This window comes from Methylovulum psychrotolerans, from assembly GCF_002209385.1.
Lineage (GTDB): Bacteria > Pseudomonadota > Gammaproteobacteria > Methylococcales > Methylomonadaceae > Methylovulum > Methylovulum psychrotolerans.
The window spans coordinates 1380869-1404896 of the sequence record NZ_CP022129.1 but is presented as its reverse complement, the minus strand read 5'-3'; the positions used below and the strand labels follow the sequence as shown (position 1 = coordinate 1404896).

General features: G+C 50.4%; 20 protein-coding genes. 4 read left to right on the top strand and 16 right to left on the bottom strand.

The features are described 5' to 3' along the window. Positions 1 to 171 precede the first annotated feature (171 nt). Positions 172 to 381, top strand: a complete 210-nt coding sequence (locus CEK71_RS06355; RefSeq protein ID WP_198328481.1) for a hypothetical protein — start codon at positions 172 to 174, stop codon at positions 379 to 381. A gap of 136 nt (positions 382 to 517) precedes the next feature. On the opposite strand, the gene CEK71_RS06350 is transcribed toward CEK71_RS06355, so the two are convergent. The 16 genes from CEK71_RS06350 to CEK71_RS06275 form a co-directional block, all read right to left on the bottom strand. Beyond that, entirely contained in the window at positions 518 to 1858 is a 1341-nt protein-coding gene (locus CEK71_RS06350) for a L,D-transpeptidase family protein (protein WP_088618598.1), read from the bottom strand. A gap of 120 nt (positions 1859 to 1978) precedes the next feature. Next, the gene (locus CEK71_RS06345) at positions 1979 to 2938 is read right to left on the bottom strand and encodes a glycosyltransferase (protein ID WP_157679026.1); all 960 of its coding nucleotides are present in this window, start codon (positions 2936 to 2938) and stop codon (positions 1979 to 1981) included. Then, on the bottom strand, positions 2931 to 4130 hold the full coding sequence (locus tag CEK71_RS06340; RefSeq protein WP_088618597.1) for a glycosyltransferase family 4 protein: 1200 nt from the start codon (positions 4128 to 4130) through the stop codon (positions 2931 to 2933). Before CEK71_RS06340 ends, CEK71_RS06345 begins: the two co-directional genes overlap by 8 nt. A gap of 55 nt (positions 4131 to 4185) precedes the next feature. After that, positions 4186 to 5040: a glycosyltransferase family 2 protein gene (locus CEK71_RS06335; protein WP_088618596.1), complete on the bottom strand. Its 855-nt coding sequence runs from the start codon at positions 5038 to 5040 to the stop codon at positions 4186 to 4188. 2 nt (positions 5041 to 5042) lie between these two features. Then, complete coding sequence (locus tag CEK71_RS06330) at positions 5043 to 5828, bottom strand: glycosyltransferase family 2 protein (RefSeq protein WP_088618595.1); 786 nt, start codon at positions 5826 to 5828, stop codon at positions 5043 to 5045. A gap of 41 nt (positions 5829 to 5869) precedes the next feature. Next, entirely contained in the window at positions 5870 to 6814 is a 945-nt protein-coding gene (locus tag CEK71_RS06325; protein ID WP_088618594.1) for a class I SAM-dependent methyltransferase, read from the bottom strand. A gap of 16 nt (positions 6815 to 6830) precedes the next feature. Continuing rightward, positions 6831 to 8186, bottom strand: a complete 1356-nt coding sequence (locus tag CEK71_RS06320; protein ID WP_157679024.1) for a lipopolysaccharide biosynthesis protein — start codon at positions 8184 to 8186, stop codon at positions 6831 to 6833. Positions 8187 to 8198: 12 nt separating this feature from the next. Beyond that, positions 8199 to 9458, bottom strand: coding sequence for an O-antigen ligase family protein (locus tag CEK71_RS06315; RefSeq protein WP_088618593.1), 1260 nt, complete (start codon positions 9456 to 9458; stop codon positions 8199 to 8201). A gap of 3 nt (positions 9459 to 9461) precedes the next feature. Continuing rightward, positions 9462 to 11819: a polysaccharide biosynthesis tyrosine autokinase gene (locus CEK71_RS06310; RefSeq protein ID WP_088618592.1), complete on the bottom strand. Its 2358-nt coding sequence runs from the start codon at positions 11817 to 11819 to the stop codon at positions 9462 to 9464. Between the two features lie 37 nt (positions 11820 to 11856). Further along, positions 11857 to 12957 carry a polysaccharide biosynthesis/export family protein gene (locus CEK71_RS06305; protein WP_198328479.1) on the bottom strand — a complete coding sequence of 367 codons (1101 nt, stop codon included), beginning with the start codon at positions 12955 to 12957 and terminating at the stop codon, positions 11857 to 11859. A gap of 21 nt (positions 12958 to 12978) precedes the next feature. Next, positions 12979 to 14400: an undecaprenyl-phosphate glucose phosphotransferase gene (locus CEK71_RS06300; RefSeq protein WP_088618591.1), complete on the bottom strand. Its 1422-nt coding sequence runs from the start codon at positions 14398 to 14400 to the stop codon at positions 12979 to 12981. A 367-nt stretch (positions 14401 to 14767) separates the two neighbouring features. Next, on the bottom strand, positions 14768 to 16369 hold the full coding sequence (locus CEK71_RS06295) for a metallophosphoesterase (RefSeq protein ID WP_088618590.1): 1602 nt from the start codon (positions 16367 to 16369) through the stop codon (positions 14768 to 14770). Positions 16370 to 16398: 29 nt separating this feature from the next. After that, positions 16399 to 18123 carry a GMC family oxidoreductase N-terminal domain-containing protein gene (locus CEK71_RS06290; RefSeq protein WP_088618589.1) on the bottom strand — a complete coding sequence of 575 codons (1725 nt, stop codon included), beginning with the start codon at positions 18121 to 18123 and terminating at the stop codon, positions 16399 to 16401. 125 nt (positions 18124 to 18248) lie between these two features. Beyond that, positions 18249 to 18857: a hypothetical protein gene (locus tag CEK71_RS06285; RefSeq protein WP_088618588.1), complete on the bottom strand. Its 609-nt coding sequence runs from the start codon at positions 18855 to 18857 to the stop codon at positions 18249 to 18251. A 69-nt stretch (positions 18858 to 18926) separates the two neighbouring features. Then, complete coding sequence (locus CEK71_RS06280; RefSeq protein ID WP_088618587.1) at positions 18927 to 19799, bottom strand: acetoacetate decarboxylase family protein; 873 nt, start codon at positions 19797 to 19799, stop codon at positions 18927 to 18929. 20 nt (positions 19800 to 19819) lie between these two features. Continuing rightward, positions 19820 to 20869 (bottom strand): esterase, encoded by a 1050-nt coding sequence (locus CEK71_RS06275; RefSeq protein WP_088618586.1) that lies wholly within the window; start codon positions 20867 to 20869, stop codon positions 19820 to 19822. 670 nt (positions 20870 to 21539) lie between these two features. On the opposite strand from CEK71_RS06275, the gene CEK71_RS06270 reads away from it, so the two are divergent. The 3 genes from CEK71_RS06270 (at position 21540) to CEK71_RS06260 (ending at position 23969) form a co-directional block, all read left to right on the top strand. Beyond that, complete coding sequence (locus CEK71_RS06270) at positions 21540 to 22265, top strand: peptidase (RefSeq protein ID WP_088618585.1); 726 nt, start codon at positions 21540 to 21542, stop codon at positions 22263 to 22265. Positions 22266 to 22270: 5 nt separating this feature from the next. After that, entirely contained in the window at positions 22271 to 23044 is a 774-nt protein-coding gene (locus tag CEK71_RS06265; RefSeq protein ID WP_232463774.1) for an N-formylglutamate amidohydrolase, read from the top strand. A gap of 61 nt (positions 23045 to 23105) precedes the next feature. Beyond that, positions 23106 to 23969, top strand: coding sequence for a transglutaminase-like domain-containing protein (locus CEK71_RS06260; RefSeq protein ID WP_088618584.1), 864 nt, complete (start codon positions 23106 to 23108; stop codon positions 23967 to 23969). The last annotated feature ends 59 nt before the right edge of the window (positions 23970 to 24028 follow it).

The following is a 24028-nucleotide window of genomic DNA, read 5'->3' as shown; positions in this document are numbered from 1 at the left end:
CGTATTGCCATAACACATAAATCCGGCCTATGCTTTACAATCTCCCGTATCCGCCAAAAGCCATTAATTAAACTGGCCACCAAATTGAGAAAAAATATGAGTAAATTATCCCCCACACAAAACCGATCAGCTGCGCAACAATTAGGTGTTGCCGAATCCTATACAGCGTTCATGACATCTACGTCATTGGATTTACTGGATGAAGCTTATCGGCAAGATTTGGGTCAGTTACAAGACGACGGCGATTTTTCAGCGGATGATGCGATCCACATTGTTGAACTGCACACTAAAACGGTAGGTTTGCCAACCGGATTTATGTATGTCGGAATGGAAAGCGACAACCAAAAACACCAAGTGTTTGGGATCGTGAATCTGAATTGAGCAGTTTGGCTTATGGTGATGAAAATGACGGTTATATTCTTACGTTTAGCTAAAACTAATAAAGAGACGCATTTTTATCCAAATAAAGGTTGAATTAAAGCCGAAAAATGTCAGTCTCTGGTGATGCCGCAATGGTTTATAACTTCTTTGACAGGCTTGAATTAGGCTGTAAGGGTTTTATGTCAATGGCGAAATCCATGTGGATACGTTTGGCGGCGGCATTGACTTCTTGCTTATTTTTAAAAGGCCCGGCAACTACCAGATAGCTATGGTCTTGCTGAACTTTCCGTGCCGGTATCATAGGGCCTTGGTGATTGAGCATGGCGGCCAGTTTTTGCGCTTCCGTCCCATTATCAAAGCGGCTGACCACCGCCGACCAGTCGCCGTCTGTCAATTCGGCAACCACCGGCTGTTGGTTAAGTTGGTCAGGATGCTTAATCGGCACGGCTGCTTTTGCCAATTCCGCTTCATTAGGGCTGGATAGGCTTACCGGTGTCGGAATGCCATCGGCGCGGGCAATAATACGCTCGACTTTTTCCCAATCAACCGCCGAGTTTTTTTCGGCACTGAGTTGGCGCAGTTGTTTCAATAACTGTTTCTTTTGGTGGCTTTTATCATGCGCCCATTTGGCTAGCGGCTCATTGGCCTCAAGATAGAGCATATTGTTGTGCCATGCCGTCAAATACGGCTGATGGACAATGCGCACAGGTGTACCGACCGCAATATTATTGAATAACGCTTCAATATCCTCCGGGTAAAGCTGTACGCAGCCGTGGCTGACCTGCATACCGATGCCGTAGGGTTTGTTGGTGCCGTGGATCAGATAACGCTCAAAACCCAGGTTCATGGCATAAAGCCCTAAGGGATTGTCAGGGCCTGGTCCTATGACAGTCGGTAAGGAATCGCCTTTTTGGGCATGTTCTTTCTGTATCGAGGCAGGCACATACCAGCTAGGATTGGCTTTTTTAGTGGCGATGCGGGTCAATCCCGTGGGGGTATTCCAGCTTTGTCGGCCAATGCCGATAGGGTAAGTGTAAACCTTGTCAGGTTGGCTTTTAGGATAATAAAACATCCGCATATTGACCAGATTAAGGGTGATGCCCTGATGCGGCGAATCCGGCAGAATAAAGCTTAACGGTAACAGTACCCGGCTGTCTGTGGCGGGTGTCCACGCGGGGATATTGGGGTTAGCCAAGGTAATATCATTGTAGCCTAGGCCAAAATGCCGGGCAATATCAGAGAGCGTATCATTTTCTCGGGTGTTGACCGTCGCCAATGTGCCTATTAACGTTTGACCATCGGTGAGCGCAAATTCATGGGTCGGAATGCTGGTTTGGGTAATTTCAGGTGCCACCTGTGTGATAGTTTTAGGGTCGGGCGACACACCCAGGCTCTGGCAACCGCTAAGTACAATAGCGGCAAAAATAACCGCTAAGCCTAGCGTCGATGGCAATAGTGATTTTTGGGTATTTGACATAATAATGATCCGTTCATTAACCCAGCAAACGGTTAAGCCGCTTACATGGACAAAAAAAGAGCTTGGTTTAGGTCGTGTTGCCGCCGAACAGACAACCCTACAATTTTTGGAAAAAAGAAGTCAGCGCTTAACGGCTAGGCTAGCTGCTGGTTTTTTGGAGATCCGGGTTTGTAGCCAATAAGTCGGATGTAGGCTAAGGCAGCGGCTGACGGTTCTTGGTAAAGCCCCGCCCATTTTATAGCCTAAGCCTTTAAGTCCTGTCCGCAACAAGGCTGACGGGATGAACCAAGGTGCCCGTCTTAACAAAAAGCGCAGTTCCGAGTACATAAAACGCCAGCCTTCGCCGGATACCCCGCCCAATAGCTCTTGTAGCCAATTGTTCTGGGTGTGGAATACGCCAATATCAAAATAGCGTTTAAACTCGTCCAGAAAGCCATAGTCGTGGGAATGGAACACTTGCGCATCGGCGCAATAGGCGATTTTCCAGCCGTTAACCAGCATCTTAGCCGCGACAAAAGTGTCTTCGTTCATGATGGTATCAACAGGGAAACCGCCAGCCTGGACTAAGGCGCTACGCCGATAGGCGGCGAAGGAGTTGGAGATAAAAGCCGTTTTAATGCCCCAGCGGCTGCTATCTTCCAGACTGCGCACTTGGCTGGCCACCGGATAATTGAACAGGCGGGCGTGGGCGGCAATCGGTCCGGCATGGCGGTGCGGAAGCTGCCGTCCGTAAGCCGCACCAACCTGGGCATCGGTAAATGCCGCCAAGAGCCGTCCGATGGCATCGGGGCTAGCCAATAAGGCATCTTGGGTTAAGAAGACGATAATCTCCGCTTCCGGCAGCATACCGATCCCCATCTGACGGGTGCCACCGTGGTTAAATTCGGCTTTAGCAATCTGCTGTACGGTGAAGCCGTAGGCTTGAGCCAAAGCCACGGTGTAGTCTTGGGATGAAGAATCGATCAGCAACAGCGTGTCCGGTTTTCGGGTCTGTTGTGCGAAGGCTTTCAGCCAAACTTCCCAAGCCAAGCCCGCATTGAGGGTTGGTACGATAAGGCCGATAAGGCCGATATTAGTCATGAGTAGTCTCCATTGCCGATTGCGGCCTATTGACCGCGACTGTTTGGGTCAACACCTGCCAGATCCGTTCGCCAAGCGTCACCGGATTTAACTGGGTTTCGACATACTGCCGCCCTTGCCGTGACATCTGCTCCCATTTGCGCTGGTTCACCGCTTGTGCCTTACGCAGCACGTCACACAAAGATGCGGCAGACCTTTCGAAAACCCAGCCTACACCCACGGTTTCCAGATGATCCCAAGCCAAGCCTTTGGCGACTAAAACCGGCCTTCCTGCCGCCATCGCTTCGGCCACCACATTGCCGAAGTTTTCACGCATACCGCCAGCGGCTTCCAAACCCGAAGGCAACACTAAAAAATGGCTGTCGGCCAGCACCGTCACAATTTCGTCGCGCGGTAAATACCCCAGATAACGGATAGCCCCTTGCGCCTGCCCGACCAATGTCTGAAATTCTTCAAAATACGCTCCGTCGACACTCCTGCCGGCAATCAGTAAGCTATCCTTCGGATTGCGCACCGTTAACCAAGCGCGGATAAAGGCATTAATCCCTTTTTCCTGTTGGATATGCCCCAGAAAGCAAAGCTTAAGCCCCGTTCCGGTTGGATAATCAGCCACCTTAAAATCCCGGCTGTCTATACCGTTCGGCACTAAGACGATACGGGTATCTGCACCCAATACCTGACGCACTCCTTCGGCTTCCGTCGGACTGGTGCAATGCACGGCAATGGCCTTACGCAAGGTAGGTAATGTAAGCCATTGATAAAATAGCCATTTGTGGGGTTTTTGCCGTCGGATTAGCCCGACATGTTCGGGCATTAATCCACCATGCACTGCCACCATAAACGGGCGGCGCAACAAGGTGCAAAACACCGCCGCCAAAGTCGACGGCCAAGTGGCAATGCCGTGGATATAAACGACAGGGGCTTGTCGGCAGACGCTGAATATTTTAGGGATGGCTCCCAAGCCAAATCCCCAGCGCCGGAACCCATAGCACTGATAAAGCCTGACTTCCACTTGTTGGCCTAGCCGAACATCCTTAGCCGATAAACGGCCATCCAGCGATTCGTCGGCGGCAATCAACACCTGTTGATAACCGCGTTCCGCCCACGCTTTCGTTAAGACTGCCGCCGTGACTGATACGCCGCCATAGCCTTTGGCGGGTGGGATATGCGTTGCAACAATACCTACATCCATAACATTTCTCCTGGATTTATTTGTAAACCATCTAAGGCCGCATAATGCAGCCTCATCACCTGCGATACGCCAAAAATCCCCGCCAAACCCCCAGTAGATTGTAAAAATCATAAGCCAGCCTTTTGCGGTTAAATAAAATCCCCGCCAGCAGCATCTTAAAAAGGGGCGCGATGAACATTTTGCGGACGATGTAATAGAGCATGAACCTATCACGCTGGTTGGCGAATTTTCTGATGTAAGCGCCCACTCCGGTGGAATACATCAGCATTCTTGCCGTCCCCAAGGTATAGTGGTCTTTGTTGGCGTGGAAAATCCGTATCTGCGGGTTATAGAACGCACTGTTTCTGGCCCGCAGCAAGCGGTACATCAGCTCAAAACCTTCACCCCCGGCATATTTCGAACCGATGCCAAAATCATGGTCAAAATAGAACAGCCGCCGATCAATCCTGTCCACAGCAAAAAAGTGCGTAAACTCGACCCCCATCATTTGGAACCGGGAAAAATACCCAGCTTTGTGGCTATTAACGCCAATGCTGAAGCGGGTTGATGAAAAATCGTAGGAACCCGCGACTAAAATGGCGAGGGTGTTCCGCCGCACAAATTCCGCGACAACCGCCTTAAGAACATCCGTGTCATAGATACAATCGTCATCAGGAAAGGCGATGATGTTGCCTTGGGCAAAACCAATGCCGTAATCCCTCGCCCTGGCGTTGCCGACAAAATTGACTTTGATATGCCGCATTGCAAAACAGCCTTTAAATTGCCCGACCACTGCGTCAATTTTGCCGTCTTGGTTTTGGTCGATAATAACCAACTCAAAGTTTGCATAGCTTTGTGCTTGTAAAGACTTTAAAAAATCCAATACTTGGGCATCTCTGCCTAATGTTGCTAAAATAAGTGATACTTTCATCGTTAGCCCCCGGCTTGAACGCCTGCTTTGGCTTGTAAATAAATGCTCGCCTCATACCAAGTAAACATAAGTGCGAACTCCAGCCCCCCTGCCCCGTCCAAAAAACCGCCGCGCAGGACAAAATGGTAGAAAAACCGCGCTAGTATCCTTAGCCATGAACGTCCCAATAACACGCTTAAGCGTCCGCGCGTGGTCATTACCGCCCCGTTGTTAGGATGTAGCTGCACTTCTTGGGCGGCCTTACCGATATGCTTGTGCATCCACGCAATGATTTCGCCATGATAAAAATAATGCTGGTAGGGAATATCGCCATAACCCATTCGGCAAGTATTGATGACCGCTTCACCATGCCCGGTATGGTTGCGGACAAAGCGGACGGTTTCCCTACGCACCAGGCGGGGGTGATAAATCGGGTAGCCGGGTGCGTGGTTTAGGCGTTTGCCCCGCAGATACAAGAGCGATGGCACCATCAGTACATCTACTGAAGCGATTCCAGCCATCCCCGACTCAAACCAAGCGTAAAACGCTTCGGGATAGATTTCGTCGGCATCGATAAACAAGATCCACGGTGTACTGATGGCACAGTGCTTAATGGCAAAGTTACGCTGCTCGGCAAAACCGGGCCAGGGATTGCTGTAGATTGCGCATCCCCGTTGCTTGGCAATCGCCAAGGTGTTATCTGTGCTCCCAGAATCGACAATAACAATGGCATAGGGCTCAGGAATTGCCGCCAGACAATGCGGCAAATTCGCTTCCTCGTTTTGGGTCAAAATAACGGCGGTTAACATAAGGCTCCTTTACTATTGTGGGGTTAATGGGGGCGATACTGTCATTGCTTGACCGCATATACATTGAGATAAATACCCCAACCCAGGGCATTCATCAGACGTGCAAACGGGTTTTGCCAACGCTGGGTCAGTGCATCCATTACCGCCGCCGATTTACCCTGTAAGCCTAAGCGTTTAGATAAGGCCTTGGCAGGGATGCGGGTGATTTGCTCCACCTTAACCACGTTAAAGCCATTGCGCTCAAGTAGGGTCGTCAGACCTTTTTCGGTAAAATAATTGACATGTTCGGGTATCCATAAACAGGCGTTATCCTTAGTGCCCAATAGCTTGACCAAAACCGAATGGTAATTAGGCACAGCACAAGCCAACACGCCGTTTTGAGCCAATAAGCCGCCGACCTTAGCGATGGCCTGCTCCGGCTCAAGCAAATGCTCCAAGACCTGCGACAGCATCACGATGCCAAAAGGCTCTGCGGCATGGTAGTCCTCAAACACGATAGGTAGTGGTTCGTCGCCATTCAGCTCCCTGAACACTGTATTTTCGTATTGGCCCGGATTAATGCTGACCGTCCGATAGCCCAATTTTCTAAGGGAATGGGTGCAAAAACCAAAGCCCGAACCAATATCAAGCGCCTGCCGATTGCCTGAGCGGTTAAGTTGGCTGTCCCGTTCAGTCATGCGGATGGCATCTGCTGTGCAATTGGGAAACTCCGTCTCCCGCGCTAAAACCTCCGCTAAGGTTATCGCTTGAGTTAAGGCTTGGCCTGAATACTGGTAAATGGCCTGTAACCATTGCTTATGGGGTGGCCTATTTAAAAAGCCCGTGCCACAGTTAGCGCAACGGTAAATATGAAACTCCTTCTGGGCTTCACCGTCTGTGTAATGGAAGTTTTTTTTCCGCCAATAACTGATGTGCGGATTCCGGCAAGCCACACATTCTTGCAAAATATCGCCATAAACCCCTGAAACAACGGATGTATAAATCATTGTCTTTATGCTCCTTTTAGCTTTTTATTAGAATTTTTGTTAAATTGATACGCCGCAGCCTGACATCACATCTGCTGTCTTCGCTTGAGCTGGCCTTTGGGCTAATGGCCCGCCAAGGCTTAGCCAACAACGCCAATACCAGGGCTTCAACGCCAAAATAAAGGGGATTGGCGAGAGCCGCGCCTGCTAAGCCGTCGTACTTGACCAGTAACGGGATACTGATAGCAGCGATAACTGCTCCGCAGATACGGCCTTTTAATACGGCTTGCGGGCGTTTGTTCGCCAACAGCGGTTGCGCCACCACCGTTCCTAAGGCATGTAACGCCGAGCCGATAGCGATGGCCGGCATCAGCAGCACCGCCGAATGGTAGGCTTTGGCCAGCAGCAAATCCGCCAACCAATCTTTAGTCATCAGCAATACCGCCACACCGCCCACCCCTAAGGCGACAATACCGCCTATCCATGCCCACAACAGTACAAAGCCTTCGCGGCTCTGGTTCTTGGCAACGGTTTGGAAATAGGCGGGTTGGAAAGTCCGCAACAGTACCATTGCGCTTCGGTTAAACGCTTCGTTAATGATGGTGTATGTTGCCGCATATAAACCCACATCCGCCGCCGTCATAAAATAGCCAATGACATATCGGTCACCTAAGCCGTTGAGCCAAAAAATCACTTCCATAGGAATCAGCGGCAAGGCATAGAGCCATACTTCGCTTCTGAAATCACGGCCTTTACCCGTTTGGGTTTGCGGTTCTGGCTTAGCGATTTGCAGGCGTTGGACGAAGCCCCATAAGGTATTGGCGGACAGGCTGGCTAAGATATACCCCGACAACACCCACTCCGCCCTACCGCCAAAATACCAAACCAGCACCAGTGCCAAGACAGGCCGTAAAATACTGTCGCTGGTTTGCCAAAAGCTTGCGCCGCGTTGTTTGCGCTCACCGATCAATAACTGGATGCCTAGTTCGCGGCGTACCGTGACCGCCAGTAAGAGGCTGGCCAGTGCGAACAGCCGGATGTCGCTGTCGGTAAAATAGCCATAAGCCGCCCCGCCCAGCATGAGAAACGTGATGGCCATAGCGGTTGAACAAACCGTCAGGCTTGCCACAACCGTGTATAAGTCCGCCCTTTCCAGAGCATTTTTGCACTCCGAGACAATCCGCATCCCGGCACCGATGAAAGGGTAAGAAAACAGGCTAACGCCTAAGGCGACAAAACCGTTCAACAACGCCACCTTGCCGTACATATCAGGTGTTACCCATTCGGTCAGCATCCGCGTCCCTGCCAGTAAAGCCAGGGCAGAACCGAATTGGCCAAATAACGCCCACCAGGCATCGCCGAATAAACGTTTTTCTCTCAATAGCGTGAACATAGATGCTTCCCCTTATCGATGGATTTTTAAGAGCGCCGAAAAAGTCGTCCCAGTTATCGGCTTAAGTGGCGCCAAGCCCGAAGTGGCTTGATAGCCAGTGCCTAACACAATCCCCCATAGCAACATCAGCAGGGCGTTTTGTGGGAAATATTCCCACATATTGAAGGTCAGCCCAGCCACGAAAATAAACAGCATCACCAAGCTTTTGTTAGGGTGGGCAGATGTCCTTAACGTTAGCCATAAAAAGCCAAGGTAAGCTAACAGCCCGATCAAGCCATAGCCGTTCAGCAAAAACAAATATAGACTGTCAGAATCGAATTGCCCCTGAAAATGTTCGGCGCCATAGAGGATATTGATCGTGTTGGAACTTAGCCCCAGCCCCCAACCGAACAGCAAATCCTCAGGGCCGTGGATATGGGCGGAAAATACCCGCTGCCAGAGGTCGATACGGCCATCTTCGGTAGGGTCGGCATCGTCACGCCCGCTTAACAACGGGCTGGATGCCAAAATCAACGCGCCTACCGCCAGTATCGGTGCGGGCATAAGCAAGGCCCAGCGGTCGCGTGGGCGCATCCCTGCGTACACTTGAAAGAACACCACCAATAAGGCACTGATGAAAGCCGTCCGCGAGCCGCTCAGCAACGCCAGAAACACGCTCATTGCCACCCATTTATGCCGACCCGGCACTAACGCAAATAGTAAGGCGCAGGTTGCCATCGTTGCGCCGAACAAATTCGGGCTGACAAATGTGCCAAAAGGCCGCCCACCGCCCAAAAACGATATCCCAAACAGAGGCGGTGCCCACATTGCCTGAGCCAGCGCCAACACCATCTGCAAGGCAATGAAATAACGCAGATAGCTAGCAAAGGTAGCAATGACGTGTGTACCCGCCCCTAAGCGGCTGGTCACGAAGCCGATCAACGCTAAAGGTAAATATTCAAAAACCCGCAGTCCCGCCATCGGCACCACCAACGGTAAATCTAAATACAGGGCGTAGCCTATCTCCAACAGGATATAGGTGGCTAACAGCCCCAGAAACGCCAACACTGGGCTGATAAAAATACCGCCCCGCAAACGCGGTTCCAGCAAGGCATAGCCGCTCAGCACCACCAGCATCAGTTCACGCAGAATGCGCAGGCCGAAATCCTGCTCGCCATACACCTCTTTTATGCCCAGCCAAGCCGATTCGACTTGCGGCAAAGAAGCAAAAACCGACGCGCAGACCAACGCAAATAGCAGAATCGGCAAATCTTTTTCAAAACGTATCGTCATGGCTTACACCTGCACGTCATCGTCGGTCACTAAAGGAGGCAGCACATCGATAGTCCGGTTTTTTCTGAACCAAGCGCCAATAGCTTGATAACCGGGTATCTTGGCAGACGGGTTTTGCTGCGCTCTATCGGTATGGCTGTAGGCATAACCGTAATAAGGCGAATACGACGAACCTTCTTTCATATCGTTGATAATAAAACCGTTCGGTTTGATACCGACTTGCTGGAAACGCCTAAAACTGACTTCCAATTCTTGCGCCGTATAGCGGCCTTCCTTAACAACCAAAAAGGTGGCATCGGCGTATTTGCCTAAAATTGCGGCATCCGTCGCACCCAAAATAGGCGGCGAATCAATCACAATATGATTGTAAAAACTCTTCAACTGGCCGAGTGTTTCTTCCAGATTACCCAACACCAGCAATTCCGCCGGATTTAACACCGTGCCGCCCCTAGGGATAAAATCCACCCCGACATCCGGCAAGCTGACAATCACCTCTCCTAAGGTCGCTCTACCCGCTAATAAATCAGCAAGCCCGGGTTGGCGGGCGACAGAAAAGGCTTCGTGTAACTGACCATTGCGCATATCGGCATCAATCACCAACACCCGTTTTTTAATGCTCGCCAACAATGCCGCCAAGTTTGTGCTGACAAAGGATTTGCCCATGCCAGGGGCCGGACTGCTGACCATGATGACCTTGCTCTCACTGTTGGCGAGGGTCGCCTCCAAGGTTGTCCGAAAGCCGCGCAGTGACTCCACGGAAATATCTTGCGGCGCTTGGCTGGCCAAAATACCGGGTTGGCGCTCCTTGCCTTGGCAGATCAGACGGGCCAAGTGCCGTTGCTTTTTGCTATGCGGAATGGCGGCATACAGCGGCAAACCTACCCGATGCTCCAGCAAAGCGGGATAATTGTCATGGCGTTGCAGAGAATGCCTTAGAAATACTAACGCCGACCCCGCACTTAAGCCCAACAAAGTGGCAATAGCCAATAACAGGCTGGGGTTAGGCCAATACGGTTTTTCGGGGATGACGGCAAAATCGACAATACGCGAGTTACCGATTGAACCGGCGGCAGCGATGCGCTGCTCCTGGGCACTATTGAGCAAAGAGGTATAAAGCTCGGTATTGACTTGTACGTCCCGCGCCAAGCTGACCATATTTTGTTGGGTGCGCGGCAAATCCTTAATGCGTTTGTTCAATGCCGACAACTTAAGGTCAACACGCTTGATTTGCGCCTTGGTGGCGATCATGTCAGGATGTTCGCCTTCTAAATGTTGGTTCTGCTCTTCGTACTTCTGTTTCAACTGAATGCCCAGCGTCTCCATTTCTGACACCTGTTTGAGCAAAATTTCCGCCTCGGTGGAGATGTCGATAGCCCCATGTTTTTGTCGGTACACACTCAAACCTTGCTCGGCTTTTTCTAAACTGTCCTTGACGATAGGCAATTGGCTTTCCAAAAACGCCAATTTTTGCCCCGCTTCGGCAGACTCCCAATGGACGGTGGCATTAACATAAATAGTGGCGATGTCATTGACCGACTTGGCCAGTTGCTCAGGGTCACGGCCCTTCAGTTCAACACTGAGAATATCTGTGTCTTTGGACACTTCCTTAACAGAGAAGGCCTTTTGTAAGGTTTCGATGGCTGCCAACGAGGTTTTGCGTGTCAATTCAAACTGTGTACCCGGATTGGCTTTCAGTTCGGTCAGCTTAAGGCTGACCTGGCCCGCTTCGCCCATATCGGCATTGACCCATTCGCCTACCGTCCCGTCGGCTAATACCTCATCTTTGGGGCTGAGTAAACGGAAGCGTCCTTCTGCCAGAGCAACCAGCGTAAATTCTTTATCCAGATAACGGTCAGATACGGTAAACGTGGCGATCTTCAGCTTTTCGCCACCCCAAGCCCATCGGTTCAGCCCCAACCAAGGCGCAGCCAAACCATCATGGGCATCATGCTTACGGGCCAGTGTTTCGCCAATAACCGGAAAATAACTGGGTGAGCTTTCCACCACCAGATTCAAATCATCGACCACCTTGCCCAGCACTGAACGGGAGCGGAGAATTTCCACCTCGCGTTGCGCCCTGGGGCTTTCGGCGGTCGCTGGCGCCGGATTGGCTTCGCTGCGCAAAGTGGCGGCCAGCAAGGCCTTATTGCGGTCGATGCGCAATAATGTGTCCGCCTTGTAAGTACGCGGAGCCAAAACTAAATACACGGCTGTCACCAACACCGCCAACAACACCGCTTTTACAATGGTCGCTTTACCTTCGTGCAACAAGTCAACGTAATCTCGGATACCCACACCATAATCAACCGTGACCTGCGGACTTAAAGGCGGCAATTCTGCCGTTTCGTTTTGTAAATACATAGCGTTCATATCCTAATGGTGTAAAACAAAGCCGCCGCTACATGCCCACATAAGAAGCGCGGGTCATGATCGATGTGAAAGAGCCGGGCAATATTTGGTTAAGCACCCGCGACCACTTGGTAACCCCCGCCGTGCCGACAAAGACGGTATCGTGTGCTTGGAGCGGAAACTGATCCGCCAAAATCAGGGCATCAGGCGACTCGGCGTTCAATTGGAAGATCTCAGGATTTACGGCACTTGTTCGGATCACATAAATCTGTTCCGGCCTGGAAGAATTAAAATCAAGCCCGGACGCTTCCGACAACGCTTGTGCTAGAGATAACCTGCCCTTATGGATGTCTAACGCCTGTTGCCTGCCCACTTCACCCATCACAAATACCTTATTATCTTTACGGTCAGGAATATTCAGGACATCACCGTCTTGGAGCAGTAGGTTTTGCTTAACGCCGCCTGTTTCATACAAGGCCAAAACATCCAGTTTGTAGAGCTTGCCGCCCCGCGCCAAAGCGACATTGCTCAGGTCGGCATTTTCACTAGCACCACCCGCCCGGCTAATGGCTTCGGCAACCGTCAAGGGCGTTTCCGTCATCGCTTGGATACCCGGTGTTTTCACTTCGCCGACCACTGCCGCCCGATGGCTTTGGAACGACAGCACCCGGACATCCAGTTTGACCTTCTTGAAATATTTGGACAGTTCGTGGGTTAACATCATTCTGACTTCCGGCACGGTTTTACCTGCCACAGGCAGATTGCCGATGTAGGGGTAATACAACAGCCCATCGTCATCGACCACCTTACCCGCCAGTTCGGGGAGAATCTTTTCACCACCCGGATCGTTCAGTTCGGGATGCTCCCACACCGTAATCTGCACCCTATCGTGGGGTCCCAGCCGATACACCGTTTTACTGTCATCCACTGGCGGTAAAGTGTCGGCTACTCCCTGCCGGATATTTTCCCGTTCGATGATCAGGTCGGCTGTGATAGGGACAATCTTGAGCTTGGCCTTGGTCATCTTGCCGTTGACCGATACGGGTACCAGCACATCCGACAAATTGTCTTCCGCCTTCATCTGCATACCTGGCGTTAAGGAGCAAGCTGGCAACAGCAAGGCCATTAACAAAGGCATCAATCTATACATGCTATACATGGCAACTACCCCTTAATAAGCGTTCTTGTTAACAAAACCAAACACCACGGTGCGCAAAGCAATTTCCAGATCAAACCAAACCGACCAATGCTGGATGTAATACAAATCGTGTTCGATACGTTGATTAAGGTCTGTGTCACCCCGCCAGCCATTCACTTGCGCCCATCCCGTGATGCCCGCCTTGACCATGTGTTTTTTCATATAATTGGGCACTTGCTCTTTAAACACTTCGACAAAATCAGGCCGTTCAGGACGAGGCCCTACCAACGACATATCGCCTTTAAGCACATTAATCAGTTGCGGCAGTTCATCCAGGCTAGTCTTGCGTAAGAACGCACCGAAGCGGGTAGCGCGTTGCTCGCCAGGTTTTGCCCACACGGCACCGGTTTTAGCTTCGGTATTTACCGGCATTGAGCGGAATTTTAGGATAATAAATTTGCGGTTGTTCCAACCGACCCGTTCTTGGCGATAAAACACCGGGCCGGGTGAACTTAATTTGACCCCGATAGCAATGCTTAACATCACAGGGCTAAGCAACAGCAGGATAATGACCGCCAAGATACGGTCTTCGAGTTCTTTGACATAGCGGTTGACACCGTGCAGCGGCGAGACAGAAACATCCAAGGTCGGAATGCCCGCAACACTGTTCAGATTTAAAAACTTACTTTGCTTGAAGGCGAAACAGTCAATCACTAAGCGGATACTGACCGGTAAGTGGCGCAGTTCATGCTGCACCCGTTCCGCCAGTGCTTCACCCGGAAACGCCACCCAGACTTCATCAATGGCTTGCACGGCCACCAACTCCGCCAAGTCATCCAAGCGGCCAAGATGGGGCAAAGCAACACTAAGACCAGAGGGTAGGCTATCCGGGTTATCATCGACAAAACCGACAACCTGCAAACCCGCCCAAGTGGAATCGTGCAATTGCCGACATACCGCCACCGCCATCTGGTTAAGCCCAACCATCACAATACGCCTCTGTGACCAGCCCCGCGCCCGCAGCCAATGCAACAACCGGGACAGCAACACCCGCGCGGTCAAGACAAATACCAGTCCCAAACCACCCCAAGTGGCAATCCAGCGGTAACTGGAGCCCAGCCAAAAATGCAGCCTAATTAATGCGACAATGGTGATGACCGACACCAAAGCCGATACCCACGCCCTGACAATACGGGCGATTTCCCCGCGCACCGCATCATTGCGCCAAGGTTGGTAAACTTGCCCCATTTCAAAAAAGATAATGGCCGCCAGCATCCCCAAGGCGATGACAATCCGGTGATCCTGGTCGATAATTGCTCGGCTGTGCCAGTAATAGTAAGCAAGCCAAGCGGCGCACAACAGCATGACTATGTCGATAAAGCGCAGCAACAGAATGACCGTATGCCCATATTGCCTGAAAAGCCCGTTGAAAATAGTTCCTAATCCAAGTGGCATGACACTAACCCTCTGTTTTATCAATACATCATAAGGACTCGGCGACAGCCGACCCAACCGAAGTTCATTGCCATAGCCTGAATAGGGCAGTTACAATGATTTGATGTAAAGGTTACAGAAGCAAGATGAGAAAAAATGGGGCGGTTTGATTAAGATTAGATGAGGATTGGGTTAGATTTTGATGAGGGAACTGAAGCTAGCTTTCAAGTAAGCTGCTTTGTCTTGTTATTTGACGCATAATAAGTCGTCGGCAAGGCCTGAAGGACATACGCTCCCATTTAACTCAGCGGGATTTTATCAGAACTAGGTTGTGAGGTATTGGAGCGATCGAAGACCCTGCCGCCATTGCGGCAGGGTCGGACAAGTTTTATATTTTCGCCGAGTTTTTACCTACTTCATGCGTATTGTCGTTTAAATCACTCCAAGTAATGGCATCGGAGACAAAATAGTCGAAACTTCTGGGGAATCTGTCTTTGGATTTGGTCAAGTTCTCCAAATCTAAGATAAACAAGCTGCGTAAAGTGCCTCGGCGGCGGTAGCCTTGCTTTTCCCGCAACACAATCTGATCCCGCCACGTCCCAAAGTTGATGTAAGTGCTGGCATATTTTTCATTATCAATATTAGCCTCTCCCTGTAAAGGCACATGAGTATGGCCTTCACCGTGGATTTGGAAACCGTAATGGCGATAAGCGGGTAAGAAGCTCGGAAAGGTCGCCATTTCATTGAAGGTAGGGGGCGTATCATGAACGTTGCCGATTTTAAGCAACTTAATTAAGCCGCCGATAACGCTAATGCGCAGGCTGTGCCCAAATAGGCTCATCAGCTTCAGCAGCCATTTGGCGGCAATCAGGGCAACCCGGCGCAACGGCGGTGACGATTGCAACGTAAAATCCCAACCCAGCCAATCGAGCAGGCACTCATAAAGCTTATCCTCAATAATTTGCACGGCATCCAGATTGGTTTGGGCGGCACGGTTTTTGGCGGCGACTTCCAGAATGCGTTCGATGGCCGCATAAGTGGGGCGGTATAAATCCAATTCATCAAGAATGGAATCAATCACTGGGTCATGGCAATTTTGTTGATCCATGGCAATTTTGGTTTTATAGATAAACGTCGATAACACCCCTGCCGCCACCGTATCGCCAAAACACGGCAATAAAAACGGCGAAAATTTTAATTTTTGCCAAACCGCAAGCGTCCAACCGTCTTTCGCCGACCAACCGGGTAAACCTTTGTCGGGATCAGCGGCGACTACGGCGCTATTGTCCGGGTCGCGCCATTGCCCGTGGGTGGTGAAAAAACGGAAACCAGTGTCACCATAATAAAATGGCAAGTACGGCGCGGTTTTTACACTGTCAAACATTGTTTCGTCGCCGTACATACGTCCCATCATTTGACGGCGTTCCGGTTCTATGTCAGTCAGTTTAATGCCTAGCCCCTGCTCATAAAAATAGGTCAGCGCGGCGTTGTCGCACAGCAGTTCCTTATCATGGTTGCCGACCGTCACGACGATTTTCACTTTTTTAAACGCGGTACGGCGGTCTAATCTGTGGGTATCGGCGGTTAACCTACCTTCCAAGTCCCTTAGCAATTTAAAGAAATTGGCGTGTTGCACATCAATGACATCTTTTAAAATGGCGTTGACGACAGCGGAAAAGCATTCCTTGCGGTCACGCTCCCACGGATAAATGCCTTTTTCGGCCCATTTGCTGCTACGGATCATATCAACAATATCGCCGTCCAAAACCAGCACCAGTTCATGGATGCGGTAAGTCAGGCAACGTTGCAGGATAGTGCTGTAAAAAGCTTCCCAAGCATAATCGCCGAGGTTCTGGAAGCCGACAGTACCGTCGGTAAAATGCAGGTCGCTGACTACCACGCACATACGGTTCGCCCGTTCGGGCTTGGCATGGGTGATCAGTTCAAAATACAAATCCGGCGTAGGGTTTTCTGGTGTGGCTGCTTGCATAAATAAAATCTCCGTTGTAGTAGGGTTGCTTATAGATCGGCATCAGGTGCGATACCGGTAATACCTTCGGCAACCCGTTCCGACAAGGCCGAAATGGTCGCCACCGGGTTAGCCCCAACGGCGGTCGGCAATAACGCCCCATCCGCTACATACAAGCCTTGATAGCCAAATACTTGGCCAAAATTATGCAATGCCGAACTGGTCACGCCTTGGCAAGCATCTTCTGCCAAGCGGCAGCCACCTAGTGAATGGACAGTGATATTATTGCGGATTGGCCAAATCCAATTAGGTAGCGGCAAAAAGAACTTACCGCCCGCCCATGTTTTAAAACGCTCGCCTACCGCTAAAATCGCTTCGTATAAAGGCAGGCTGTCCCTATACGGCCATTTCACGTTCAATGCGCCGTGCGCGTCGAGCTGCATGACCCCGTTGCTTTTATCTATACCCATACACAACAAGACAGCGGTGGTAAACGACAAATTATCTTTTAACAAGGCGTTGAAGGCGTAACCGATCTCTCCGGTGGTAATGCCGCGTACAAAACGCAAAAACACCAGCGTCGCGGTTCTGATAAACGCCCGCCAATGCGAGAAGCCGGGACGCAAACCTTCGGTATACCACGCGGCAAAGTTGGGGAAACTGGCATCTTCTAAGATAAAAGCGTTTTCGCGGTTGAAATCCTTAAACAAATTATAATCCGTGCCTTGGGTAATGACCGGTCCATAATTGGGGTCAGCGGGTTTGTCACCGTCGATGACAAACGATAAAAAGTCACCGTTGCCGGAAAAATGCTTGCCTAACTGTTGGCTAATGTTCGGTAAGGTTTTATGGACATCGCGGCAGCGCATCAGTAACTCATTGGTGCCTAAAGTACCTGCTGACACGACGACGCGGCGGCTCACGGCAACGCATTCGGTATTGCCATGCAGATTCAGCCAGTACACTTTATAGCCGTATTCGCCATTGGCAGAGATATCCTCAGCCCCGTCAGCATTCAGCGGGACGATTTTTTGCGCCAGCACTTCGGTCTTAATCTGCGCCCCATAGCGGCGTTCGGCGACAAATAAATAATTCAAGTCTAAGGTGTTCTTGGAATGGGTGTTGCAGCCCACATCGCATTCGGCACAATAGACACAAGAGGTTTGGGTGGCGCCATAACGGTTTTTGTCCTGCTCACCGATATCCAAAGGATTGTCAAAATCATTGCCGAAGAAAACGTTAATGTCCAATAACTTGGAATCGCGCTGTTCGGATTCGGCAAACGCCTTAAATAAGCCGGTACGGATAATCTGCCGACGCGGGTCGTCGTTTTGCGGGATAGGCCGTGCGCCCAATACGGCTTTGCTGACCGCATAATAGGGTTGCAATGCGGCTTTTTTACACGTTTCCGGCCAATTTTCATTAAACACCTCGTCAGGCGGTTGCAAGAACACATTGGCATAAATCAACGAACCGCCACCCAAGCCAGCACAAACCAAAGCATCCATATTGTCAAAATTACGCACATCAAACATGCCGTGGGTTTGGCGCTTAGTGGCAATGTTTTTCGGGCGTTTGCGCTGTTCTAGCGGGACATTCCAGAAGTTGTCCGCCATCGTCTGGGGCGAGCGGGGAAAAGAGCCTTTCGGGTAACGCTTACCGCGTTCCAACAACAGCACTTGCCCCGGCCATTTTTTTGCCAAACGGCAAGTGTTAATGGAACCGCCAAAACCACTGCCGATAACAATGGCTTCGTAGTCATAAGGGATAGACATGGTATTTCCTCCTTTTTTTGTTTGCTACGCCCGTGCCAAGCTATGCGCTTGGGTAGGGCGGGCCATTAAGGCCTATTTTTTATTATTTTTGTTAAGGTGACGATCACGTTAAGTGCTAGGGATGCTTACTTGCCCAGATGTAAGCCGTAAGTGTCCCAAAGCTCGCCTAAGAAGAAACCGCCAAATTGGCTGAGGGTTTTCGCCTTATCGGCGGCACAACTGGCATTGGTCACCGTCATGGTGGAGACCAACTTGATCAGGTCGGTAACACCTAAGGTCAAAATCCCCGCCCCTGCCAGCGGCCCGCTTTTATCCGTGCCTTTATGCAGTTGTGTATAGAGAGTGGTGGTGTCCGACCACAAATCAAAACCCGGATCGTCGCGGACTTCTTTTTTACCCGCCAGATAATATGCTGCGCCGTCATGCTCAAAAGCCAGTTCATACACCATTAGTTTTAATTCTGGGTCGTCGGTGGGCGAGAACAGGTTAAACACACCCGTATTGGCGACTATCCCCAAGCCCATAGGCGCAAAGTCGATAGTGCCTGATAAATGCCCAGGATGCTCAGGCTCTTTAATAAAGCGTTCCACATCATCAATCGACACCGTGACATGGATGGCCAACTTGGTATCGAGGCGGTTGCCCTGATGCAGGCCTTCGGCAGGCGTGTCAACGCCCAGGGCAAAACCGCCCGCCATTGTTTCTTTAAATTGGAAACCGCAGGGTGTAGTCATTGTTTCTGTCCTTTTAGTTATAGTGAATGGGAGGGTACAACGTGAATTTGCTCAGGTGACACTGTCGGTTTATGACGGCGGTATAGGCGCATCCGGCGGAGCCAGCCAGGCTTCGCTCAAGCCTAAATTAATCACCGACTCAAAACCTTCGGGAGCTTTTTCGGGCAATTGCGCGAAGTCCAAAAACCAGCTTTCGATATGGTCATCTAACGTGCCGGTAATCGACGGCAAATACACGGTAGCGATGGCGACACCGATGTCCAGTTCTTTTAACGCTTGCAGGCGGGGATGGTCGCCGATGACAAAACGCGCCTTGGCGGCTTTCAGCAACCTCACCCCGCAGTGGGTGTCGAGCAGGATGTCCGATTTCATTAACATGCCGCGAAACGAACAATAATTGGACGCTCTGGCTTTCACCGGAATTTTTGTGCATTTGGCGGGTTCGATTTCGACATAAGCCACCAATTTGCCGTCCAAATCGTACTGGCTGCTGACTTTGGTCTCGCTAATCTTAAAATCCAGATTGGCCTGATGCTTGGGCATACCCCAAATGCCCTTGCCGCCTTTGACAGAAATTTCCGAAGAGACCGGCAGGTCGACAACATATTGCCCGGCTTTAAAAAAGCGTTGGAACAGCCCGGGCAACAGGCGCGGCGCGGGCTTTTCGCCGTGGGTGCAGGCAATGGCGATGCTGTACTCGATATATTTGCCTATGGTGGTCTCCCGATAATCAATCACCGTGACAATTAACAGGCTCTGTGTCCATAACCGGAGCGGATGGATACCGTGCGGCAAAAACTGCTTGGCTTTTTCGGCATCAATCGGAAACACCGCCATGAGCGCAGGCGAATTGACCGCCGCCACCGGCAGCTTGAAAGGGATACCGTCGACCAACGAATAGCGTCCGGCATAATTTTTAATACGGTTAGAAAAACACAACATGGTCAGCCCCTGAGTGAAAATTATTTGGCAAGTTCTTGCAACATTAACGGAAAGACATCTTGGGCGGCATTTTTGCCCATAAACATATCCAAATGCCCATAGTTAGGCAGGCGGTGCAACGTATGGTAGTTGCTGCGCAAAGCCGAAAAATACGCATGGCTTTTGGTTTGGCTGTCGGGCAAAAAGCACAGATTGTCCTCACCCGCAAAAAAGGCAAAACGGGCGGCGGTTTTTGGCGGTGCGGCGGTAAAGTCGTCGGGCAAGCCTTCAAGGTCTTCAACCGCCACTAAATGGCCTTGCTGGATACAGCGGGTGATTTGGGCAAAAAAGCGCAACGGCACGGCACCAAACTCTTCTTTTAGCCATTCGTGGGTTGCCTCGTTGAGGTTTTCATGGCGCCATAGTGCCGGAAAACCGCTGCCGTAAGTAAAACTGACTTGTTTACAGACGGCGTTATGGCATTCATGATGAGTCAGGTTGACCAGCAGGGTAATGAATTTGGCGATGAGGTTAGGGGCATAGACTCCCCAATGAGGATTAAGGTAGTCGGTCATTAGGCCGACTATCGGCACCAAACATTGCAATTTAAAACGTGACCAACACGGCACAATCGGATGTAACGATACGGCGTTACTGATAATGGTCGTAACATCGGGGACGAGTCCGGCAATGGCGGACATGGTAAAGCTAGTGGAGCCTTGGCAGTGGATGATAGCCTTGATTTCGTCGGCACGGGTTTCCCGCAATAGGGTGTAGACCGCCTGCGGGTGGTCGTACAGCGCGGCTTGGTCTAACGTCCACAAATTTGGCGGGAAGGCAATGCTCGCCCGCCAGTTCTCTAGCCAGACATCATAGCCTTCTTCAATCAGGGCATCGACAATGGTTTTAGTGACCGGGGCGCGGAAAATATTGCCGCGCACCCCTGCCCCATGCACCAACAGCACCGGACATTTATGCGGCTTTCTCTGGCCACGCAGATTAATCAGGTTAAGGGCTAAACCGTCTGCGGCAGTAAACGGTACGACCCGTTCTTCATAGACCGATTCGCCGAACGAAGTGTGTAAAGACATTAAGGTAACTCCTGTAAGCCATTGCAGAAAAAATACGGTATCAAGGCGATTTCCGGGTGCGTATTTTTCTTGGAAATGCCTTAAGGGGTTATTGTTACAATTTTATTAACTCACCATTTCCGAATTAAATCATAATTTATATTTCAGGTAGAGTGAATAGTTCACACTTTTGTAAATATTTTCGGAAATAAATAAAAAAAATTTCGGGAAATATATAATTTTTTGAAAAATAAAGATTATTTATTATATTAGCCAGTAATTAAATAGCCTGTTTTGGTGCTTTTATGACAAAGTCGGGCAATTTTTCGGCAAGCATAGACGTTGCCGCAGGAATAACCTTGTGTTTTTAATGGGATATGATGCCGGAAAGCGGCTTATTATGACGCTATAGCTTATGCTGAGCTCAGCGTCCTACGGGCGCAGCTAATGCCAGATGGGCATAATCAGGCAATAGATGGTTTGCCGTTGTAGGATAAGGCAGATGCGGTAAATTTTGCGACAAAAGCGTTTTTACAAGCCCCCATCTTAAACTCACACAATGTTAGATAGCACACAGACAATCCTTGAGTAAGGGGTAAAATGACAACAAAATCCCAACCGACTCTGCCCATCTTTTTTCTTTAAGGGTTATAGAGCCGATCTCTCAATGACTTAACCGACTAATTTATCCATGACTTACTGTATAGGCATCATGCTCGACACGGGGCTAGTATTTGCATCGGATTCGCGCACTCATGCGGGTGTCGATGATATTGCGAGCTTTTGTAAAATGACAGTGTTTGAACGCGCTGCTGACCGCGTCATTGTGCTATTAAGTTCGGGCAATTTGGCAGGGACACAAGCGGTGGTCAGCGTATTGAAGCAGCGGAATGAAAATAACGACGAACCTAATCTCTGGAGCGCGAAAACACTTTTCGATGTGGCCATACAGGTGTCGGATGCCATGCGTGACATTAACCGTCGTGATGGCCAACATTTGGCCGCAAGTGCGATCAGTTTTAACGCCTCGTTCATATTGGGGGGGCAGGTCAAAGGTGAACCGCCCCGCCTGTTCCGAATTTATACGCAGGGCAACTTTATCGAGGCTAGCGTTGAAACACCTTACTTCCAAACAGGGGAGACCAAATACGGGAAGCCGATTATTGATCGGGTCATTACCCGCTCAACGTCTCTGAACAATGCCGCAAAGTCTGTCCTCGTGTCTTTTGACTCAACAATGAGCAGTAATTTATCTGTCGGTATGCCGATTGATTTAGTTTGTTATCAGCGTGATAGCCTTAAGGTGCAGATGCGCCGCCGCTTTGAGGTGGGGGATGACTACTTCAGTACCTTGGGTAAGCAATGGACTGAAGGTACGCGGGAGGTATTCAACCGCCTGCCCAATTTGGATTGGTGAAAGCCTTGGCTATAAAACCACAAACTGAGGCCATGGATAAATCGGTAACAGACTGTATCAGCCAAGGCTTTGTGGTGACTTGCGAGCATGGCGGCAACTTAATCCCCCTACCGTATCAGGATTTTTTCCATAGCTATCAAGCGCAATTGGCAACCCATTGTGGCTTTGATTTCGGTGCATTGCTGATGGCAAAAGAACTGGCAACAGCATTATCTGCGCCGCTAGTGGCGGCCACTGTTAGCCGCTTGTTGGTTGACTTGAACCGTTCTGTCGGTCATCCGCGCCTCCATGCAGAGGTGATCCGTCGCCTTTCAGTGGCTGCGCGGCAGGAAATTTTGCAACACTATTACCAACCCTACCGCGAGCAAGTGGAACGTTTGGTCAGGCAGGGGATTGCCTATCATGGGCTGGTGATTCATGTTTCGTCGCATAGCTTTACGCCCGAATTAAACGGCAAAATACGCACCGCCGATATAGGCTTGCTGTACGATCCTGCCCGACCAGGGGAAGCGGATTTGTGCGGGCGTTGGCAGTTCGCGCTCAAGCGATGCGCACCTGATTTAAAAGTCCGCCGCAATTACCCTTATTTAGGAAAAGGCGATGGCTTGACCTCTTGGTTACGCCAACAAATGCCGCCCGGAACTTATCTGGGCATTGAGCTGGAAATCAATCAGAAGCATGTTATCAGGGCAGGTCAAGCTTGGCCAAACCTACGCAAAGTCCTTATCGAATCGTTAGGACAAACCCTTGTGAGCCAGTGTTACGGAACATCCTCATAAGCTAATCAATACCTTAGAACTTGCCTCAGGCTAGTTTTGCAATCAATTAAGGGCAATCACCATGAAAATCAATATAGGCTATGAAGTAATTTACGACTGTCCGCAGCCGACTCCAATGATCCTGACCTTGAATGTGCATCACACACGCGTCTCAGATTTAATTATTCCTGACAACATGATCACCGACCCACCCATACCAATTACCGCCTATCATGACAGTTATGGCAACTGGTGCAGCCGTATTGTCGCCCCTAAAGGCCAGTTGCGGTTGTCCGCTAATGCGGTCATCCGTGATACAGGGCAAACGGATAGTTTTGTCCCACACGCAAAACAAATGCCAGTAGAAGCTTTGCCAGACGAGACTTTGGTGTTTCTGTTGGGGAGCCGCTATTGCGAAACCGACCGCCTGTCTGAAATAGCGTGGCAATTGTTCGACAAAGCCCCGACGGGATGGATGCGTGTCCAAACCATCTGCGATTATGTTAACCAACATATTGCCTTTGGTTATCAACATGCCCGCCGCACTAAGACGGCTTGGGAAGCCTTTCAGGAAAAAGCCGGCGTTTGCCGTGATTACGCCCATCTTGCCATTGCCTTTTGCCGTTGCATGAATATCCCCGCCCGCTACTGCACAGGCTACTTAGGTGATATAGGTATAGCGCCGTTGCCTGGCGTGATGGATTTTGCCGGTTGGTTTGAGGCTTACCTTGATGGCTGTTGGTACACATTCGATGCGCGTAACAATACGCCCAGAATTGGACGGGTATTGATAGCGCGTGGCCGCGATGCCGCCGATGTCGCTATCAGTTCTACCTTTGGCCCTAATACGCTGGTCAAATTCAGGGTCAGAACTGACGAGGCGACCGAGTTAGAAAACTATTTGCAGAATGATAAGCCCAACATTTTGTCGTCATTCTATTATTAGCCTATCGACAATCGAAAATGTCTCATTCATGCCTACCTAACTCCACGAAGTGCTACTCC